The sequence below is a fragment of the Polynucleobacter kasalickyi genome, assembly GCF_900176405.1.
Taxonomy (GTDB): domain Bacteria; phylum Pseudomonadota; class Gammaproteobacteria; order Burkholderiales; family Burkholderiaceae; genus Polynucleobacter; species Polynucleobacter kasalickyi.
Map to the genome: position 1 here is coordinate 42,523 of NZ_FWXJ01000016.1, position 21,192 is coordinate 63,714.

7 protein-coding genes are annotated in these 21,192 nt (G+C 41.5%); 4 read left to right on the forward strand and 3 right to left on the reverse strand.

The features are described 5' to 3' along the window. Positions 1–3 precede the first annotated feature (3 nt). Positions 4–1,122: a mandelate racemase/muconate lactonizing enzyme family protein gene (locus B8983_RS12405; protein WP_084285506.1), complete on the forward strand. Its 1,119-nt coding sequence runs from the start codon at positions 4–6 to the stop codon at positions 1,120–1,122. A gap of 23 nt (positions 1,123–1,145) precedes the next feature. Further along, positions 1,146–2,102, forward strand: coding sequence for a tripartite tricarboxylate transporter substrate binding protein (locus tag B8983_RS12410; protein WP_084285508.1), 957 nt, complete (start codon positions 1,146–1,148; stop codon positions 2,100–2,102). Between the two features lie 2 nt (positions 2,103–2,104). Here B8983_RS12410 and B8983_RS12415 read toward each other — a convergent pair whose 3' ends face one another. Genes B8983_RS12415 through hisD form a run of 3 tightly spaced genes read right to left on the reverse strand, consistent with a single transcriptional unit; the run spans position 2,105 to position 5,216 of the window. Next, positions 2,105–3,136, reverse strand: a complete 1,032-nt coding sequence (locus B8983_RS12415) for a LacI family DNA-binding transcriptional regulator (RefSeq protein ID WP_084285509.1) — start codon at positions 3,134–3,136, stop codon at positions 2,105–2,107. Continuing rightward, the gene (locus tag B8983_RS12420) at positions 3,133–3,888 is read right to left on the reverse strand and encodes an SDR family NAD(P)-dependent oxidoreductase (protein ID WP_084285511.1); all 756 of its coding nucleotides are present in this window, start codon (positions 3,886–3,888) and stop codon (positions 3,133–3,135) included. The genes B8983_RS12415 and B8983_RS12420 overlap by 4 nt, the downstream gene beginning before the upstream one ends. Before the next feature lie 5 nt (positions 3,889–3,893). Next, the gene (hisD, locus tag B8983_RS12425) at positions 3,894–5,216 is read right to left on the reverse strand and encodes a histidinol dehydrogenase (protein WP_084285513.1); all 1,323 of its coding nucleotides are present in this window, start codon (positions 5,214–5,216) and stop codon (positions 3,894–3,896) included. 402 nt (positions 5,217–5,618) lie between these two features. Between hisD and B8983_RS12430 the strand changes: the two genes are divergently transcribed. Together B8983_RS12430 and B8983_RS12435 are read left to right on the forward strand one after the other, a co-directional pair. Next, positions 5,619–7,343 (forward strand): ShlB/FhaC/HecB family hemolysin secretion/activation protein, encoded by a 1,725-nt coding sequence (locus B8983_RS12430; protein ID WP_084285515.1) that lies wholly within the window; start codon positions 5,619–5,621, stop codon positions 7,341–7,343. Positions 7,344–7,917: 574 nt separating this feature from the next. Continuing rightward, positions 7,918–21,192 (forward strand): hypothetical protein (locus B8983_RS12435; protein ID WP_084285517.1); only part of this gene is annotated, 13,275 nt, incomplete at its 3' end.

A 21,192-nucleotide genomic window follows, 5' to 3' on the forward strand; every position in this document is an offset into this window, starting at 1 on the left:
AATATGAAATCAACTATTACTAAAGTAGAAGTCTTTGGCGTTGCAGTGCCACTCGTTGGTGGTGGCTTTAAAAATGCCTATGTCACTAAAACAGTCCAAAAAAGTGCCGTGATCCGGATTACTGATGACAGTGGTAATGTAGGCCTTGGCAATATTGATCCATCCCCCGGATACTCCGCAGAGTCGATTGAGGATTCGTTAAAAGTTCTTAAAGAAGTATTAGCTCCACTTGTTATTGGATTTGACACTTTCAATGTGCATCATTTGCTAAAAAAGATGAATCAATCTGTTGAGCAGTTTTATGATGCGAAAGCAGCCATTGAAATGGCTTGTACCGATTTAATTTGTAGAAAACTAAACATTCCCGTATATACCTTGTTAGGTGGGAATGTTACTGAAAATGTCCTGTTCAATGCTTGGATTGGCATCCTACCGCCTGATGAGGCCGCTGCTGAGGCAAAAAAATGGTTTGATAAAGGTTTTCAATCAGCCAAAGTCAAGGTGGGTGCCGATATTTACGCCGATAGAGACCGGATTGCCGCGATTCGTGAAGCAGTTGGTCCTGAGATGAAACTTAGGGTAGATGCCAATGCAGGTTATACCGTTGAAGAATCTATTGCGCTTGGCAAGTTGCTCGAGCCTTTTAATTTACAACTGTTTGAGCAACCGGTGCATGCAGATGATTTAGACGGCATGGCCAAAGTAAGACAAGCGATTGGCATTCCTGTGATGGCAGATGAATCAATTATTGACCATGCCAGTTTGATTGCCGTGATTAAAAAAGATGCGGCAGATATCGTTAAATTAAAAGTAATGAAACAGGGTGGTTTTTTAATTGCTAGAAGAATGCTTGAAACGGCGAGTGCCGCTGGGCTCAAAGTAGTGATTGGACATGGTTTTGGTTTAGGAGTAAATACTGTTGCTGAAATTATGTTTGCAGCTTCCAGTGAAGATGTTTTGCCAGGACTTGAATGCGTAGGACCTCTAAAAACGGTGGATGATATTGTGCATCATAAGTTAGACATTTCTAGTGGTTCTTTAGCACTTCCAAGCGGCCCAGGCTTAGGGGTTGTTTTGGATGATGAGAAAATCCAAAAATATAGTTTTTTTAAATCCATTTAATACCTTTTTTTAAACAACTCTCTATGATTCGTAGCAAAAATATTGTATTTCTTCTGAGTATCTTATTTAGTAGTCTTGGTTTTGCTCAAGGTAGTAAAACGACGACTATTATTGTGCCATTCGCCTCTAGTGGGACAGTAGATATTGTCGCCAGACAATTAGCCCCGGACTTAAGTAAGTTGTTGGGAGACTCAGTTGTGATTGAGAATCGAGGTGGGGGTGGTGGTACGATTGGTACGACAAAATTAGCGACTTCTAATCCAGATGGAAAAACGCTGATGTTTCATCATATGGGGTTTGTATTTAATCCTGCTTTGTACGATAAACTCCCTTTTGATACGCGTCGGGACATTATTCCTTTAGCTAGTATTGGTGTGACCCCAAATGTTTTAGTGGTTACTAACGCACTGCCAGTAAAAAACGTTTCTGAGTTTTTGGCTTACGTAAATAAATATCCAGATAAGGTGAATTTTGGCTCCGGTGGCGTTGGAAGTGCTGGCCATTTAGCCATGGAAATGCTGAAAGATAGAGCACATTTTCGGGCGACGCATATTCCCTATAAAGGATCAGGTCCAGCTATTGTTGATTTAATTAGTGGCCAAATTCAAGTGATGTTTATGACCATTGCGGCAATTAAACCTTACATTGATTCTGGTCAGGTGAGAGCTATTGCAACCTCCGGTTTAGTGCGGACACCCTCCTTGCCAACGATTCCAACTTTAGATGAGAGTGGCTTAAAAGGCTTTAGTTTCGAGCCTTGGTATGGGTCATTTGCACCGGCAAAAACGCCACCGAAAACTTTAGATCAAATCCATAAAGCCATTAATGAATCCTTAAAAGATCCTGAGAATCAAACTAAACTTCTAGCACAAGGTTTAGAGGTAAAACCAATGAGTAGAGCGCAGTTTGCAGATCAAGTTGAGCTGGATCTTGTGAAATGGGATAAATTAATCAGAAAACTTGAGATTAAGGCTGATTAATTTTAGGCTGAAATTTCCGTTGGTTTGCGCAGTGTATTCCGCTCAATGAAGTTAGACGGAATGACAATATGTTCGGGTTGGATTTCATGATGAATCTGTTTAATGAGAACATCCACAGTAGCCCGAACCATCTTGTCGACATCTTGACTAATGGTGGTCAACTGATAGCTTTGCCAGTTTGCTTGTGGAATATTATCAAAGCCAATCACTCCCACATCCTCTGGAATTCGCAAGTGGAGTTCTTCTCGAATTACATCCATCGTAGCAATCGCCATATGATCATTCGCAACAAAAATTGCATCAGGGTGATCCTTGGAGCTAAAAAGTTCTCGAGTTGCAACTTTCGCCTGATTAAAGTCATATTGTCCCACCGATCTAAACTGCACATCAAGTCCATATTGCTTTAATCCGTCTTTCAACCCATCTTCACGCTGAATACTTGTTGAAGAGTTTTCAAGACCACTAATAAAACCTATTTTTTTGTAACCACGCTCAGCAAGAACTTTCGCAATCAGGATTCCCCCAGTATAGTTATCAGAGGTGACGGAGCTTGTACTTACAAGACTCGATTGACTGATCGAGGAAACGCGATTAAATAACACGACGGGCACACCAGAAGCAGCGCAACTCTGAGCAAGATTGGGCGATAAAGTTGCCGAAGCCATAATGATGCCATCTACTTGATATTGCAAAATATCCATCAAGATGGAGTCTGCATCAAAATTATTCGTTTGACCGATAAAGAGTAAAACATGATATCCCTGCTTTTGCAGTTCTTGGCTGAGATTTTCAATCACCAGTGGATAAAATTGATTTTCTAGATAACTCATGACCAAAGCAATGATTCGACTTTGGTTGGTAGAAAGACTTCTTGCTATAGCATTTGGGCGGTAACCCAACTCTTTCGCAGCAAGAAGTACTTTCGACCTAGTCTTTTCAGATACCGAGGCACCCGGTGTGAAACTGCGACTAACAGCAGATTGTGAAACATTGGCAAGTGCCGCAACATCCTGTGCCGTTGGTGCCGATTTCATGCAGCAGACCAGCCCCCATCAAGTACTAATGCGCTACCAGTGATTAGGCTGGAAGCAGGACTAGCTAGGAAAACAATCGAGCCCATGATTTCATCTGGCTGCCCCAATCTGCCAAGCGCAATTTTATCAATCACCCAGGAGCGAAACGCCTTGTCTTCAAACATTGGTGCAGTCATATCCGTTTCAATAAAAGTCGGACAAATCGTATTGACTCGAATATTGGCTGTGCCTAACTCCCAAGCGAGTGCTTTAGTCATTCCCTCTAGTGCGTGCTTGCTGGCACAGTACAGGGTGCGACGTGGACTACCGACTAGACCCATTTGCGATGAAATGTTAATAATAGAACCTGGTAATTTAGCAGCAAGTAATTGTTGGGTCACTTTACGAGTCACATAAAAGGCTGCCTTGATATTTAAATCAAAAACAGCATCAATATCCTCGTTTTTGACATCCACCAAGTGCTTTGGCCGATTCATACCAGCATTATTAACGAGAATCTGAAATGGCTCACGCGCTCCTAATGAGGCATCGACCGCAATCGGATCGGTAACATCTAGCTGCAAGATCTCGCATTCAAAACCTGCTTTTTTAAATTCTTCTGCAGCAGATTCTAAGGTCGCAATGGATCGTGCGGCTAGAGTAACTTTCGCCCCGGCTTGCGCCAGGGCAATTGCAGCAAAAAATCCAATACCACGACTGCCACCAGTGACTAGGGCACGTTGTCCATCTACTCTAAAGTTAGGTGTTTGCATGTGAATTACTCACCCTTTGCAGCAACTGGTTGATACCAAGGCAAATCAGGACGATTACCATATCTACGAACACGAATATTCGCTTGCTCACCGTGACCCGCAAAATTTTCCATATGGCACAAGCGTGAACAGTATTCACCCATCGTGGTGCTAGCCTCGTCAGTAAGTACCTTTTGATAAGTACAAGTTTTGATGAATTTACCTACCCATAAACCACCTGTATAACGGGCATTACGATTCGTTGGCAAGGTGTGGTTTGTACCAATGACCTTGTCACCATAACTTACGTTGGTTCTTGGTCCTAGAAAGAGAGCGCCGAAATTCGTCATATTATTGAGGAAGTAATCAGGGTCCTTCGTCATTACTTGCACGTGCTCAAAAGCTAATTCATCTGCTTTTTGGAGCATTTCTTCATAAGTGTCGCAAACAATCACTTCGCCATAATCAGCCCAACTTTGCTGAGCAATTTTTGCGGTTGGCAAAATAGCTAATTGACGCTCAACTTCTGCCATCGTTTCTTTCGCAAGCTTTTCACTATTGGTTAGCAAAATAGCAGGTGATGTTGGACCATGTTCAGCTTGGCCTAACAGATCAACAGCACAAAGTTCACCGTCAACGGATTCATCTGCAATCACGAGTGTTTCAGTTGGGCCAGCGAATAAATCAATACCAACCCGACCATAGAGTTGGCGTTTTGCTTCTGCAACGAACATATTGCCTGGGCCAACTAACATATCTACGGGTGCAATACTTTGTGTGCCAACGGCCATTGCAACCACTGCTTGCACTCCGCCTAAAACATAAATCTCATCTGCGCCAGCCATCGACATCGCAGTCACAATAGCTGGGTGAGGGGCACCTTGAAAAGGAGGTGCTGTAGAAATTACTCGTTTAACACCTGCAACTTTTGCCGTTAATACACTCATATGAGCAGAAGCGAGTAATGGATATTTACCGCCTGGAATGTAACAACCGACAGCGTTTACTGGAATATGTTTATGGCCAAGAATGACGCCAGGGTAAGTTTCAACTTCTACATCCTTCATGGAGTCTCTTTGAATTTGCGCAAAATTACGAACTTGCTTTTGCGCAAAGGTAATATCTTCAATTTCTCTCGGGGAGAGCGCTTTATACGCTTTTTCGATATCTGCTTGGCTTAAGCGAAAATCAGTTGGATCCCAATTATCGAATTTTTTACTATATTCACGAACAGCAGAATCACCATTCGATTCAACGTCTTTAATGATTCCTTCAACAGTTTGACGAACTTTTGCGTCGTCATCTAAGCGGACTTGCGCATCTTTACCGCGTTTCAGATACTTGATCATTTTGTTAGCTCCTAGGTTTAATGAATAATAATTTTTTTCAAGTATATCGTATTTGCATGCGTATGCAAAAAAAAGAATTTTGTATCGATGATTATCTTTATTTTGTAACTAAATTAATTTATTGCAACGTGGAATTGGAACGAATTTGGTAACAATATGATCTAGAAGAGGATTAAATAGACAAGATGAATACGAGGATGGTTAGCGGATGTTTGAAATTTTTTTGTAGTAATATGTTTTAAAAGTGATCTTCCCCAACCTGAAAATTCTACATATTCAGGCTTTGCTTGCAAAAATAAAACATAAAAAATCAAGCGTTAAGGTACCAACTTTTAATTTTGGTAGAAACCGTAACATCGGTGATTTACTATTTTTTTATCTAAAAATTCAACATTTTCATTTATGCAATCACCTTTTGTTTATAAATTTGCATCATTGGGTTTAGTTATCAGTGGTGTTTTAAGTCCGAATGTTTATGCTCAAGATGCTGGAGCATTACAGCAGCAATTACAACGCGAGGCAGAACGTAATCGGCAGCAACAAAGCGTGGAGCCAATAGAGCCCAAAAAGGAATCTGCGCCAACACCCTCTGAACAACCAGCAGAGAAAATTCAAGTAAATGGCTTTAGTGTGAGTGGCGTCAGTTTAATCAGTCAGGGAACTGTTCAAGAAGCATTAAAAAACTTTAGTGGTAGAGAACTAACTTTTGCGCAGATTGAAGAAGCTGGGAATGCCATCACTAATATATATACAAAAGTTGGACGCGTCGCTACAGCAGTGATTCCTCCCCAAGAAGTGAAAGACGGCATCATTGAAATTAAAATTTTGGAGGGGACAGTCGAGGCGATCACTATCGAAAATGAATCTGAAACAGGTCAGTCTCGTTTAAAACCAGAGGTTGCAAGAGGATTCATTAAAAATGGTAATCAGATTGGTGATTTCATCGATTTCCCTAAGTTACAACGAAGTCTTATTCTGCTCAATGAGCTACCCGGCGTGTCAGCCGAGGGTGGACTCTTGCCAGGTCAGAAAGATGGAGGTAGTAATATTCAGGTAAAACTAAAAGATAACGCCCTCATTAGTGGTCGCGTGGACTTTTCTAACCATGGAGCTGCAAGTACTGGCGTGCCCCAAGTCATTGGTGGTTTTAATTTAAACAATCCCTTTGGAATGGGTGATCAGATTGTATTAGATGCAATTGGTTCCCAAGGCGCAATTTATGGGGCAGTTAAGTTTTGGATGCCTGTTGGAAATGATGGATGGAGAATTGGTTTTGGTGGTTCGCAACTTACTTACTATGGTTTAGAGAGTTTTTCAGCAACTCCAACGAATGGCGATGCTTCTACTTATGGTGTCTATGCGTCCTATGCATTAGAGAGAAACGGCGCTGAAAGTCAAAATTTAAGTTTTGGCTTAGAAAACCGTGATTACTTAAACTATGTGAAAGGATTAGAGGCAAGTAAATACAGTATCACGAGTTTTAATATGGGATGGTCCGGCACAAAAATGCTGGATAAGAACTCCCTCAACTATTCAGTCACTGGTACTGTTGGTAATTTATTCATTCGTAACTCGCAACAACTCGTCTCTGATCAATCGCCAACTGGACCTTTCACGGCGGGAACCTATGAAAAGTTGAACGTTTATCTAGGTTATTTAAGTCCACTCCCTATTGAGATGACGAACGTTTTGATTTCAGTGAATGCCCAAGTCTCAAGTCGTAATTTGAATTCTTCTGAGCAACTGTATATTGGAGGGCCTTATGGTGTTAGGGCTTACCCAATTGCCCAAGGTGGTGGCGCACAAGGAATCGTGACTTCAGCTGAAGTTATTCATACTTATCCTAGTCAATTGCAGCTTAGTATATTTTTTGATATGGGCGTGGTTCAACAATATCTCAGCCAATGGAGTACAACGCTCCAAGGTTTAACTAATGCTGATAACGCTTATGCTGTCTATGCTGCAGGATTTGGGGCAAAGTATAACTTTAACAATTTTCAGCTGCAAGGCACAGTTGCATTTCGGGTAGGACAAAATCCCCTACTTAATGCAGATGGTGCTCAACTGAATACTGATAACCAATACAGAACAGTACAAGCGTGGATTAGGGGTAACTATTATTTTTAATTTAGCAATTAATCAAAATTAGTTACGGAAAAATGAAGGGGTTGCAAGAGAACTTTAAACTTACTTCAATTGAGGTACTAAGGTTTTAACTCACTTTAGGTGAATAACACCTATCTACTGCAACCTCAATGATGCTTTTCGGCCTCTTCAGTGAATGTTGCCGAGTAAGCCCCATCAAATTAGCGCATTCGACAAAAGACATCGAATGCGGCAAAAGAACTTTGAAGTCTAACGTTCTAATCAAAAAAATCCAATACGGAAACACATCAAGATTAGCAAAATATATTAATTTCAACCAATTTTAAATGGTAGATAAATACTATTTAAAAGAGTAGAAAAAATTATGCAATTGCTCAAAAACACCTACCTTTGGGTGTATTTTTTGAATGGGCATGTTTTTAGAATACTAAAACTTATGACCTAAACGGGTTGCGCTCGTAAAAAAAATGCTGATCCTTCTGAGTGTCATGAGAATTATTTAACAAAATTTTTTTAATTTAATTTGCATACAACTATAAATTCCTCTCTAACTAGGAGTCATAGTCCTTTCACTGTCAAAGGTGATAGGAGTAGGATGTTGCACTTCAAATTAGCATTAATCATTAGTAGTTTGTTTGCAACTTCAAGTGCTATTGCCGCGCCTTTAGCAACAAATGCATTACCGACAGGTGGAGTTCTGATTGCAGGTCAGGCCGTTATTGCCCAATCGGGTAATGTGATGAATATCAATCAAAGTTCCCAAAATGCGGTGATTAACTGGAATAGTTTTAATGTAGGCTCTAGTGCAAAAGTAAACTTCAATCAACCAAATTCAAATTCCGCAACTTTAAATGTTGTAAATGGTTCGTCAAAATCAATGATTGATGGAGCAGTTAATGCAAATGGTCAGGTTATTTTTACTAATCAAAATGGTGTTGTATTTGGTAAAAATGCTGAAGTAAATGTCGGTGGTATGGTTGCAACTACCATGAATATTAATCAAGATGAATTTATGTCCGGAAATATGAAGCAAACATATTCCGGAAATGTTAATAGCTCAGCTAAAGTTATTAATAAAGGAAAAATAACTGGTAATAACATTAATAGTTATATTGCTTTAATGGCACCAGAAGTTAGAAATGAAGGCATTATTACCGCTACATTATCTGGAGCAAATGCAATTGCTTTAGTTTCTGGTCAAAAAGTTACGTTAACATTTAATGACCAACAGTTAGTTAATGTTTATGTTGATGCTTCAAGTATTAACTCTCTGATTCAAAATAAGCGATTAATCCAAGTAGAAGGTGGAAACATTATTATTGCAGCAAATTCTGCACAGGCACTCAGAAACTCTGTAGTACAAAATTCAGGAACTATTTCTGCTTCAGGAATTAATAAAGAGGGTGGAGTGATTACCTTAGTTGGTAATAAAGTTGTTCAAGCAGGTATTATCGAATCAAATTCGACCACTTCAACTGGTGGTCAGATTAATATTACTGGTAATGAGGTTAATTTAACGAGTCAATCTCAAACTACGGCTACTGGCACAACAGGTGGTGGTCAGATTTTTATTGGTAAATCAAATAATCATTCATCTTTAACTCAAGTTAATGCCAAAACAGTAATTATTGATAAGGGTGCTGTAATTGATGTATCTGCTTCAAAAAATGGCAATGGTGGCATGATTCAAGTGTGGTCAGAGCAGGTAACGACAGTTGCAGGTGCATTGAGTGCTAAAGGTGGTTTACTTTCTGGTAATGGCGGTACGATTGATAACAGTTCTGTTGGTAAAGTTATTTATGGAACGGGATTGTTGGTTGATACAACAGCACCAAAGGGAAAGATTGGTAACTGGATCACACAAATAACGATTGACCAAAACGCTGCCTCAGTGATCTCCAATGCCCTGATAACAACCAATGTTACTTTGGATGCCACCCTTGCTTCCTGCGGTGGATTCGGAACTTGTGTGCAAAGTAGTGTGCCCAGCATAACTTTTTTAGCTGGCGCTGATATCTTTTCTCAAAATCAATTGACCTCCTTGTCCTTAAATGCAGTGGCTGGGACAATCAACATTAATAACAATATTACGGCGGGGGCCGTTTATGCCGTTGCTCAAGCAATTAATGTAAATGGCTCTATCAATACTAATGGTGGATCGAGTTCAAATATTTACTTAGCTGGTGCAATGATTAATCTATTAGGTAATATTAATAGTAATGGCAACGGTAATAATAGTGGTTCAAATAATTCAACTTCATTAAATTTATCAAATGCCAATACGGGTAATAATCGCCGTAATGGCCAAAATGGATTAATTGCAGATAACGTTACTTATACTTCTTCAGGTGGAACTATTAACGTTATTTCTAGTGGAGATATTAATGTAGGTTCTAATAGTTATATTTCTGCTAACGGTATTAATGGTGGAACGATTAATATCGTTTCAACTTCTGGTAATGTTAATAATAACGGTATTATTGATTCCATTGGTAAGGTAAATAATGGTGGTAACGTTGCCATTGTTGGTAAAACCCAAACGGATATTATTGGCGCTTTAATTAGTTCGGAAGGTTTATCTCAAGGTGGTGTTATTAATTTGGGTCAGATTAATAATCTAAGTAATGGTTCTACTTTAGCTCCCCCAGCAACGGCACCTCCTTCATTAATAGTTTTTGTTAATAATGCAGTTGTAACAGCAGTAGATTCAAATAATAGTATTACTTCAAGTATTATCAAAATAAATAGCCAAAGCGCTATTAATTCACCAAACGGCAAAATCGTCGTATTCGGTAATCAAATCCAAATTAATCATTCCAGTATCACAACTACTAATGGCTCAATTGCAATTGGACGTCAAGCTTTTGCTAAAGGTGCATTAAGTTCATCAACTTTTATCTTTAATTCAAACCTAACTGGTACGAATGTTGAGACCTCAGGTGAAGCATTAAGTATCAGTGGTGTAAATGTGCATGCAAGTGGGGAGTGGTTGCTTGATCCAACCAATGTGACGATTTCGGCTGCAACCACTACCGGTGGAGTTGCTGCAACAGGTTCTAACTACAACGCTAATATCGCTGCATTTGCTGCGCAAGCAGGTGTTTCTAATATTAATACTGCGGATATTCAAAATGCAATTAACGCAGGTACTTCCGTCACTATTTCTGCAACTGGTACGATTACCCAATCAGCAGCGTTGACGTTTGCAAATAGCACAGCCCCAGCAACTTTAACAATTGATAACACCAGTGGTACTGCTCAAAATATTAGTCTTGCCGCCATTACAACAACTGGCACAGCCACCACGAGCCTAGTTGTTAAAGCATCCGGTACCATTTCAGCGACGGGCGCAATCACAGCCTCAGGCACAGGGCCATTAAATGTATCCATGCAATCTTTCTATAATTCAAATGCGGCAGGTTCAGGTTCTGGTGCCAACATTTATATCGTTGGCAACATCACGACCAAGGGCGGATTTATTGCCTTAGATGGTACCGGGGGCTCCATTTCTGCTGTAGGTGTAATTACCAAAGGAACCATTGTCAACGGTACTGTTGCGCTGGGGTCTGGTGGTGTCGTTTTCAACACCACATCGACAGCAACTACCAGTGTAAGCTCAAACACAACCGGTGGAAATTTTGCAGTTACATCATCAAATAGTCTAGTGCCTAGCTTTGGCCCAAATGGGGCTTGGTATATTGGTGGTTCGGTTGATATTAATACCTATGCTACCGGAACAGCATTATGGGGAGGCTTTGTAACTAACCTCTATTCCGCCAATTCTCCTATCGCTGCGGTTGGTAATCTCAACATTACAGCAAGCAACAGTTCGGGTTCAACTACAAGTGGCCGAGGAATCATCGATATCACGTCAACTTTGACATCATATGCTGGCTCTGTAAATCTTACTTCCACAGGCACTGGGTCATCAACGGCACCGGGGGTTAATGGTGCAGCTGCTATTTCGGGTGCTACGGGTGTTAATATTATCAATAACAATTTAGTAGGTACTGGTGTTATTAATACTGGAACAATTACTAGTTCATCCGGTCCGGTAACCATTAATAGTAATTCTACTAGCACTGGCGTTGCTGTGAATCAGAGTGGAAATATCTCTGCAGGAGCGGGCGTCACTATTACAGGTACTTCTGCTACAGCAACAACGGTAGTAAATCTTGGCTCTGCTACTATTACCAATACAACTGGCAATATTGCTATCACTGGCAATGATAGTGCTGCTGGCAGCAATACCGGTATCAGTTCCACTGGCGCTATTAACCAAAGTGCGAATGGTGGAACGATATTATTCACAAGTAATAACATCATTAATCAAACAGGGGCAATAACACTCGCTGCTAATACAAGTGGCACAATCTCAAGCGTTACTTACGATACTACTAGCGGAAATAAAAGTTCTGCAATTACAACTGGGGCGTTAACGCTAACTGGTGGTATGAGTGCTTCGAATACCGCTATTAACTATACTGTAATTACGTCGGGTGCTCCGATTACGGTTGGGGCGGTAACAGTACCTGGCTATATTCTTTTAGATAACACTTATGGTGGCGCATCTCCGGTTAGCGGTGGGGTAACTCAGGCGAATGCAACAACCGGGACTGCAGTTACTGTTGGTGGTGCTCTAACATCTGGTGCTTACGCTGGTGGGAATGCTATTACGATTAATGCGATTGCTGGTACCGCTGGTGTTGGTATTAATGACAGTTTAACGACTAACAATCTAACCGCAATTGTTGGTAATATTTCCCTAAATTCCACCACGTCTACTGGGGCTGGTATTACCTATGCAAGTCCAATGACAGCAACTTCAGGATCTGTCAGCATTACTGGAACTTCAACAACTGGAGCTACGATTGTTGCAACCGGAGCAATTACTGGTTTAGGCATTTCTGTGAACGGTACAGCAACTACTGCTGCAACAATTACTAGTCTTGGTGCGATGACGGTGAATGGTCTCTATGTTGCTGGCACTAATGCTGCTCCAAGTTTTATTTCTAATACGAATGGTACTTACATTGGCACCATTGCGACATTACCAACTCTGACATCTGCAGCAATTGCAGGAACCAATGCGGGACTAACTGGCAATATTCAAAGTGCAACGGTAGTTTATGCAATGGCAGGCAACACTGCAACCAATGCGAACTATTTACTAGGTTGGGGAGCTGCAGCTGCACCACTCACACGAATAGTTCAATTAAACCTTCAATTGGTTGGTGGTCAATTAATAGCAACAGAGCTAGCTGCAAAAACAAGCGTGACAGCATTAACCACAGGCGCTGGTACAAACATTAATACGCTGTGGACTGGGGGAACAGTTGCAACGACCCAATCAACTTCTTTAGCAACGGCTGGTTACGGGATTGCTAACATTGGATTTAGTGGATCACCTGTATTTACAAACTCTGCATCTGGCGATATCGTTGTTAACGGAACAGGTACAGCCGGCGGCAATACTGGTATTACGCAGACTGGTGCTATTACGCAAAATGCCAGTGGCGGAAATATCACCTTTACTTCAAATAATAAAATTGCTCAAGCGGGAGCGATTACTTTAGTTGCCAATACAAGTGGTACTTCCTCAGCCATTACCTATGACACAACAAGCGGTAATCAAAATAGTACTATTGCTACAGGTGCCTTAAGTCTTGGGGCTGGAACTAGTAGTTCAGCAATCAATTATGTTGTGAAATCATCTGGATCCGCTTTAAACATCGCTGCTACTAGTGTTCCTGGTTCTATCTTAGTAGACAACACTAATAATGGAGTTACCTTAGCTGCGAATGCAACAACGGGCACAGCAATCACAGTTAGCGGCGCATTAACATCAGGATCTTTAGCAGGTGCTAATGCAATTACTCTCAAGGCAATCGCTGGCACTGCAGGTATCGGAATCAATGATGCGGCTGCCACTGATAATTTAACTGCGTCAGTTGGAAATATTTCGTTAATTTCAACAACCTCAACCGGTGCTGGAATTACTTATAGCAGCCCAATCACAGCGACCTCTGGTAATGTCATCCTAACGGGCACATCAACTACTGGTGCAACTATTGCAACCACTGGCTTAATTACAGCAAACTCCATTACTGTGACTGGGAACGCTACAACTGCTGCAACGGTCGTATCTTTAGGAGCAATGACGATCAATGCAGGCGGCGGTGATATTTCAGTGACTGGTAATGATAGTACCGCAGGAGCTAATAACGGTATTACACAAACAGGTGCTATTACTGATAATGCCAGTGGCGGCAACATCAGTTTCATTTCAAATAACAAGATTGCTCAGTCTGGAGCTATTGCATTAGTTGCTAATGCTTCCGGTACAGCTGCCAATGTTACGTATGACACAACAAGTGGTAATTACCTATCAATCTTAGCGAATGGGGCTATCTCTATTACTGGCTCTAGTACAAGTCCAATTAACTTTATTGCTAAAACAAATGGAGCTGCTATTAGCTCAACAGCAATAACGATGCCAGGATACATTCGTATAGATAATACTTGCTACGGTTGTACTACGGCTGGCGTTTCTGATTTAACGGCGACCAATGTGACTGCTACAAACGCTACTGCTTTGAGCGCAATTACCTTAGGAGGTAACTTAACATCCGGGGCAGGAATTTATCTGAATGGTATTAATTCAGGTACGGCAGTTGTAAATTCATTGGGAGCTTTCAACTTAACCGTTACTAGTGCAGCAACTTTCCCGACAGCGGATGTTGCAGCTATTTCTGTGATTGCTAACCACAAAACTTCTAATGTGGGTAATCCGGGGATTTCTTCGACAGGTACGGTTGCAATACAGTCGAGTGGTGGAGATTTACTTTTCCAGTCCAACGGCGATATTTCTCTTACCGGTGCACTAAATTTAGCTGCCAATAACACGAACCATGCTCAGAGTATTAAATACGACACAACAAGTGGTAACGGTGGCAGTGCAATCACGATTCAATCCATTAGTTCGCAAGGTGCTTCGATTACTGCACCGATTAATGTAAGCATTCTCTCTAATTCCACGATCACGATTAATGGCAGCATTACTCAAAATGCTCCTGGAACATCAGCGGCCCCTATTAATATTTTGGCTCAGTCCTTTTATACAGCGAATACCTATGCAAATTTTTATGCGTTTGTTGGTGGTAGCAATAACATTGATGCTGGTAAGAGTCAAAGTGCTCAATTTATTACCCGGGGTGGTTACGTAGTACTTGATGGAACAGGTGGAACTATCAGTGGTTTGGGCACTCCGGGTATTACCAATACGATGGGCTCCATTCAAAATGGTGTCATGTGGACCCATAATAATTTGCAAATAAATACGACGAATGATGGTTTGGCCGTGAGTGCATCTACAACAGGTGGTGGTAACGTAATCCTCACTACTAGTAGAAGTACGAATACCATGATTCCAAACAATATGGACTATGGCGCATGGGAACCAGGTGCAAACCAAGTTATTAATGCCGGCGGCACTTTCACAGCTAATATTCGCGTGATAGGTCCAACGGGTATTGCCTATACACCTGGCGGATTCGCAACTAGCTCACCAATTAACGCATTGGGTGATATTACCTTAACGACCTTTGGACCTGGCGGTGCTTCTTTATCAACGCCGTCTATTTATGTAACTTCTCCTTTTACTAGCTATACAGGTAGCGTTAATTTAACAACTTCACTAGTTACTCCGCAACTCAGTATTAAAGTGGGTGCAGCCATCTCAGCAGCTACGGGAGTTAATTTAACAGCGAGTGGTGGAACGAACATCGGTGTATCTTCAGTTGCTGGTGGAACAATTACGACAACTGGTGGATCAGTCAATATTATTTCTACTAATTCCACCACCTTGTATGGCGTTTCGATGGGGGCCTTAATTACGGCTCCTAAAGTTGTGATTACTGCAACAAATCCGAACCTTACTGGAGAAGGTATTAGTGTAACGGGCGGCATTACTATTAGTGCATTAGACGCTGGTTTAGCGAACACTTTTGTAACTGCTGCTGATGCTTTGACATTGACGTCTACGGTTGGTACAAATGGAATCGCTGGCGGTATTACTGTCACTACCGGTGCAATTACCAATAATTCAAATGGTGGTAATGTCAGCTACATAACGAATGGTGATATTACTTCTACTGCTGCTATTAGTTTTGCTACGGCAAATACCACGAATCATGCACAAATAATTACCTACGATACGACTACAGGCAATCTTAATAGCAAAATTACGACAGGTGCTTTTACCTTTAATTCGACTGGAGCAACGAGTCCAGTTAATTTTATTGAGAAATCAAATGGTTCAGCATTAACGATTGGAGCTACTTCTGTTTCTGGTAGCATCTTGGTTGATAATACCAACGCAGGATCAACATTAGCCGCAAATGCCACTACTGGAACTGCAATTACAGTAAATGGTGCATTATCATCCGGTAGTCTGCTGTTAGGTAGTGATGCAATAGTTTTAAAAGCAATTGCGGGGACTGCAGGTATAGGTATTAATGATGCTGCGGCGACTGATTCTTTAACTGCACCAATTGGTAATATTAGTCTTACTTCCACAACATCTACTGGTGCTGGCATCACGTATACCAGCCCCATTACAGCAACTTCAGGATCTGTCAGCATTACTGGAACTTCAACAACTGGAGCTACGATTGCTGCAACCGGAGCAATTACAGGTTTAGGCATTTCTGTGAACGGCACAGCAACTACTGCTGCAACAATTACTAGTCTTGGTGCGATGACGGTGAATGGTCTCTATGTTGCAGGCACAAGCGCTACACCAACTTTTATTTCTAATACAACTGGTAGTTATATTGGTACGATTAGTTCATTGCCAACTTTGACTTCTGCATCAATTGCAGGGGCGAATTCAGGTTTAACAGGAAATATTCAAAGCGCGACTGTTGTTTATGCTATGGCAGGCAACACTGCAACGAATGCGAACTATTTATTAGGTTGGGGAGCTGCAGCTGCGCCTTTAACTAGAATAGTGCAATTAAATCTGCAACTGATTGGTGGCCAATTAATAGCAACAGAACTTGCTGCGAGGACGAGTCAGACAGCCTTAACTACTGGCGCTGGTACGAATATTAATACGCTGTGGACTAGTGGGCTTAGTGCTACAACACAATCAACTTCTTTAGCAACGGTTGGTTATGGGGTCGCCAATATTGGATTTAATGGCTCACCAGTCTTTACGAATGCAGCGTCAGGAAATATTGTTGTCAATGGAACTGGTACAGCAGGCGCGAATACAGGCATTACTCAAACTGGTGCCATTACCCAAAATGTGAATGGTGGAAATGTTACTTTCACCTCTAACAATAAAATTGCTCAATCTGGTGCGATTACATTCGTTGCGAATACGAGTGGTAATTCCTCCGCGATTACCTACGACACAAGAAGTGGCACCTATCTGTCCACGATAGCGAATGGAGTTATCACTGTTAATGGTTCTAGTACGAGTGCAATCAACTTTGTAGCGCTGAGTAATGGAGCAGCAATTACTGCAACTGCATTAACAATGCCGGGTTACATTCGCTTAGATAACACTTGCTACAGTTGCACAACGGTAGGAATTTCTGATTTAACTGCTGCGAATGCATCTGCTACAAATGCTACCGCCTTAAGTGCGATTACCTTAGCTGGAAATTTAACATCCAATGTAGGAATTTATCTCAATGGTATTAACGCAAGTACAACGGTTGTAAATGCGCTTGGAGCTTTTAACTTGACAGTTACTAATGCAGCCTCTTTCCCAACGGCAGATGTTGTAGCAATTTCTGTAATAGGTAATCACAATACAGCTAATGCAGGAAATCCCGGAATCTCTACTTCGGGCACGATTGCTGTTCAGTCAAGTGGTGGGGATATCTTATTCAAGTCAAATGGAGATATTTCTCAGACTGGTACGATTACTTTAGCTGCAAACAACACGGGTAATGCTCAGGCAATTACTTTTGATACCACTTTAGGTAGTCTCAATGCTGCAATTACTACTGGTACGATTACAAATTCTGCCAGTGCAACACCAAGCAATAATCCAGTGAATTTATTTGAGCTCAGTAGTGGGTCAGCGATAACTTTAGGTACTACCACCATATCTGGTTCTGTTACGCTTGATAATACCTATGGAGGTACTGGCGGCGTTGGCGGTAGTCCGACAAGTGGATATCTCTTAATCCCAGCTAATGTAAACGCTTCAAATGTTAGTGCGACAGGTCATGCCGCCTATATTCCTGCAGGAGTGACTGCGGGGATTATTGCGGGAAGAGCGGTCACGATGAACTTAGTTAGCCGATCTACCGGTGGAACTTTTTATACCAATGGGAGTATTCTCTCGTCGCAGCAAGTTAGTGGGTACGGTATCAACATTAATATTTATGCAGCACCTACAACAGGTGGGTTGGCAATGGATGTTAGTGGATTTGGAGTTACTCTAACATCTGGTACGGCATCTATTGCTGGGGGCGATATTAATTTTCAGGCAAATTCAACAGGTACCATTACCTCTGGTCAAGGTAATTTGGATATCATTGCTTATGGTGGAAATGTTAATTTAGGTAATATTACTACCCCAATTGTAGGCGCTACAAGCGGAATCGTTGGTGTAAATATCACTGTTCCTAATTTAAAAAATATTACTGCAACGACGGTGGCTGGTGTTGGTGGCAATGTCAATATTTATGTAACTAGTAATGGTACAGGTAGTGCAATTAGAAATAGTGGAACCATTACAGCTGATGCAAATGTGGTGATTAACGCACAAAATACAAGCCCAACATCCACCAGCTCTCAAGCAGTTTTATATACAGGACTTATTAAATCCAATAATGGCAGTATCAATATTCAAGGGACTACTGCAGGAACTGGTGCAGCGGTTTCGCTTGGGGCATTGATGATTTCCGGGGGCAGTGGAAACATTACAGTCACTGGTAATAATGCTATCGCTGGAGGTAATGTTGGTATTACACAAACCGGAGCAATTACTGACAATAGTATTGGTGGAAATATCTCCTTCATATCCAACAGTATCATCAATCAAAGTGGTGCTATCAGTGTTGTCGCTAACAGTAGTGGTCATGACGCCAATATTATTTTTGATACTACGACTGGAACCAAGCTATCTACCATCAATCCCGGCGTAGTTACCTTTGGCGCAGGAGCCTCAAATGCTTACATCAATTATGCAAACATCACTGCCGGTGCGGAAATTATTCAAAATGGCGCACTCAATGTACCAGGTTCGATCACTCTAGATAACACCTATATCAATGGTGTTCAAGGAGCAATTACAGCCTCCAATGCATGGCAATATGCAACTACTGCCAATAACGGTATCTCCATTAGTTCCCCTGGAAATATGACCGCGACCAATGGTATTTATATTCGTGGCGCAGTAGGGGCTGCTACTGCAATTGCACAACCAACAAAGGCTGCAGTTTTAATTAGTAATGTTACTTTAGCAACCACTGGAACATTTGTAACAGGTACAGATGCGATCAACATTGTTGGTATTATGCCAAGCGCAAATACCTCAACCTCTTTGTATGCCATCGGCATTAGTGGGAACGTTGCTATTAATAACAACTCAACTGGTGGTAATACAAATATTATTGCTTACTCAGGACGTTATTACGATGCTGTCACCGTAACAAACGGGGCCAATGCTGGTGCAATTTCTCTAACAGCGATTGGTAATATTGCTGATATCGTTACGGTTGCCGGTACATTATTTACGCAAAATTCCAATGCTGGTGTGTTTATCGCTACTTCAAATAACGGCAACGTAACACCACCTAAGATTGTGAATAATGGTACTGGCCCTGTAGTGATTGAGGCAGGAGCCTATTTTGGTATTACAACAGTGAATTCAGGTGGTGCAATATGTACTGCCATAACAACGAATTGCGGACAAATTACTGCGATTAGCGGTAACAACATCACTTCTCCAAATGGTAATGTGTATTTGTATGCAGGATCCCCTGGTACAACGGCTGTTACGATGACAACCCCAACTTCTTTGGCTTTTTTGTCGCCAACCTTGGGTACCCTAAGTCTTGGTAATACCTTGTTTGGCCAAGCTTATGCTGCTGGTAATGTTGCGTCTACTGGATTGCCAATTACTTCACTCGCGGGGATTAATGCATCCAATGTTGTTGCGGGAACGGGAAAAAGTTCATGGACCACAACATCTGCGAATGGCCCGGTTATTCAATTTAGAACGCAACCAACTGTAGCAGTAAACGTTTCAGGTCAAATGACTAAGGTGTATGGTGTAGACGACCCACTAAGTACCGCTGGAAATGTAACTACTGCCGGCACCTTGGATTACCAATTAAATAGCCTATTTGTTAAAAATTCCACAGCAAATCCAGCTTATATTGCAAATGGTGTGAGCGGTTGTACAAATGCTGCAGGTTGTATCAACGTAGCAGTGAATGGCTTGAATTTTGTGGTGCCATTAAGTGACTTTATCAACACACTGCAATCAACTTCACGAGTTTCCTATGGAACTCTGCTCGGAGAGCAAGTGAATGGTACGAGTCCTACTGTCTATACAGGTAGTTATGCTTACACCTTAAGTAGCACTTCTGGAGTTGCGGTTTCTTCTGGTATTTCTCTGAACTCTAACCTACCCGTAAACGGATCAGTAACAGGTTTAGTAATTACACCAGCTTCATTAACAATTACTGCAAATAACCAAACTACTCAATCAGGTTCAGCTGCTAACCTTGGAAGTACAAGTTTCACCACTAGTAGTATGGCAACAGTTGTTGATGGGGTAACATTGCCAACCATTAGTGGAGTAACGCTCGCCGCAGCGACATATACAACTCCTTACGCAGTTGGAACTTACCCGATTGCCCCAAGTGCAGCAACATTTACAACTGCCGCAGGATCGATTGGCGCATCCAATTACTCAATTACATACACAAATGGAACATTGACAGCTGCAGCCGGTAATGTAATTACGATTACAGCAATCAACGATAGTAAGATTTATGGCAATTCATTCACTGCGACGAATGGTTTAACTTACAACGGAAGTGGAATAGCTACTTTCATCTCTGGCGTTGGATATTTAGTGACTGGTACATTGCCAGTGGGGGATACTTTAACGGGATTAACAATTACCAGTTTGGGAGGAGTTGTCAGTGCTAATGTAGGAAACTCTTACGTAATTACACCTTCAAACGCAATTATTACCGGTTCAACACCTGTAACAGTGAATTACGTCAATGGACTCATGTCAGTAACTCCGCGTCCAATCACTATTTCTGCTACGGCTATTAATACGACTTATGGTACACAGGTAAATGTTTCGCAAAGCAATCCTACTGGTTATTCATTAAGTAGCGGTTCTTTAGCATCAGGAGATACAATTTCAAGCGTTGCTGTTAATTACAATAATGGCATTAGTAATTCTGTAACTATTCCATCGAATACGGCAGCAGGTAATTATGTTGGTGCTATTCTTGCTAGTAGTGCTATCGGTACAGGTGGGTTTAATGCAAACAATTACAACATCACTTACAACCCTGCTGCATTAACAGTAAATAAAGCTAATTTAACCATTACGGGTAATACAACAACACCAACCTACAACGGTAGTACTCAAACCAATACATATGTAGTAACTGGTTTAGTGAACGGTGAGACGATTACTGCGACTGGTGCAGCGCAAGCAACCCACGTATCACCAACAGCAACTGCCGATAACTTGGTAGCAGTCGCTGGCGCAGGTACCTCCCTATCGAACTACAGCATTACGACGACGAATGGCTCCATTCAAGTTACGCCTTTAGCAATTACTGGAACTGCTCAAGTAAACGGCAAGGTGTATGAC

Bases quoted from the DNA above. Each gene is read 5' to 3' on its own strand.
- B8983_RS12405 (WP_084285506.1), top strand. From the start codon at position 4: ATGAAATCAACTATTACTAAAGTAGAAGTCTTTGGCGTTGCAGTGCCA.
- B8983_RS12410 (WP_084285508.1), top strand. From the start codon at position 1,146: ATGATTCGTAGCAAAAATATTGTATTTCTTCTGAGTATCTTATTTAGT.
- B8983_RS12415 (WP_084285509.1), bottom strand. From the start codon at position 3,136: ATGAAATCGGCACCAACGGCACAGGATGTTGCGGCACTTGCCAATGTT.
- B8983_RS12420 (WP_084285511.1), bottom strand. From the start codon at position 3,888: ATGCAAACACCTAACTTTAGAGTAGATGGACAACGTGCCCTAGTCACT.
- hisD (WP_084285513.1), bottom strand. From the start codon at position 5,216: ATGATCAAGTATCTGAAACGCGGTAAAGATGCGCAAGTCCGCTTAGAT.
- B8983_RS12430 (WP_084285515.1), top strand. From the start codon at position 5,619: ATGCAATCACCTTTTGTTTATAAATTTGCATCATTGGGTTTAGTTATC.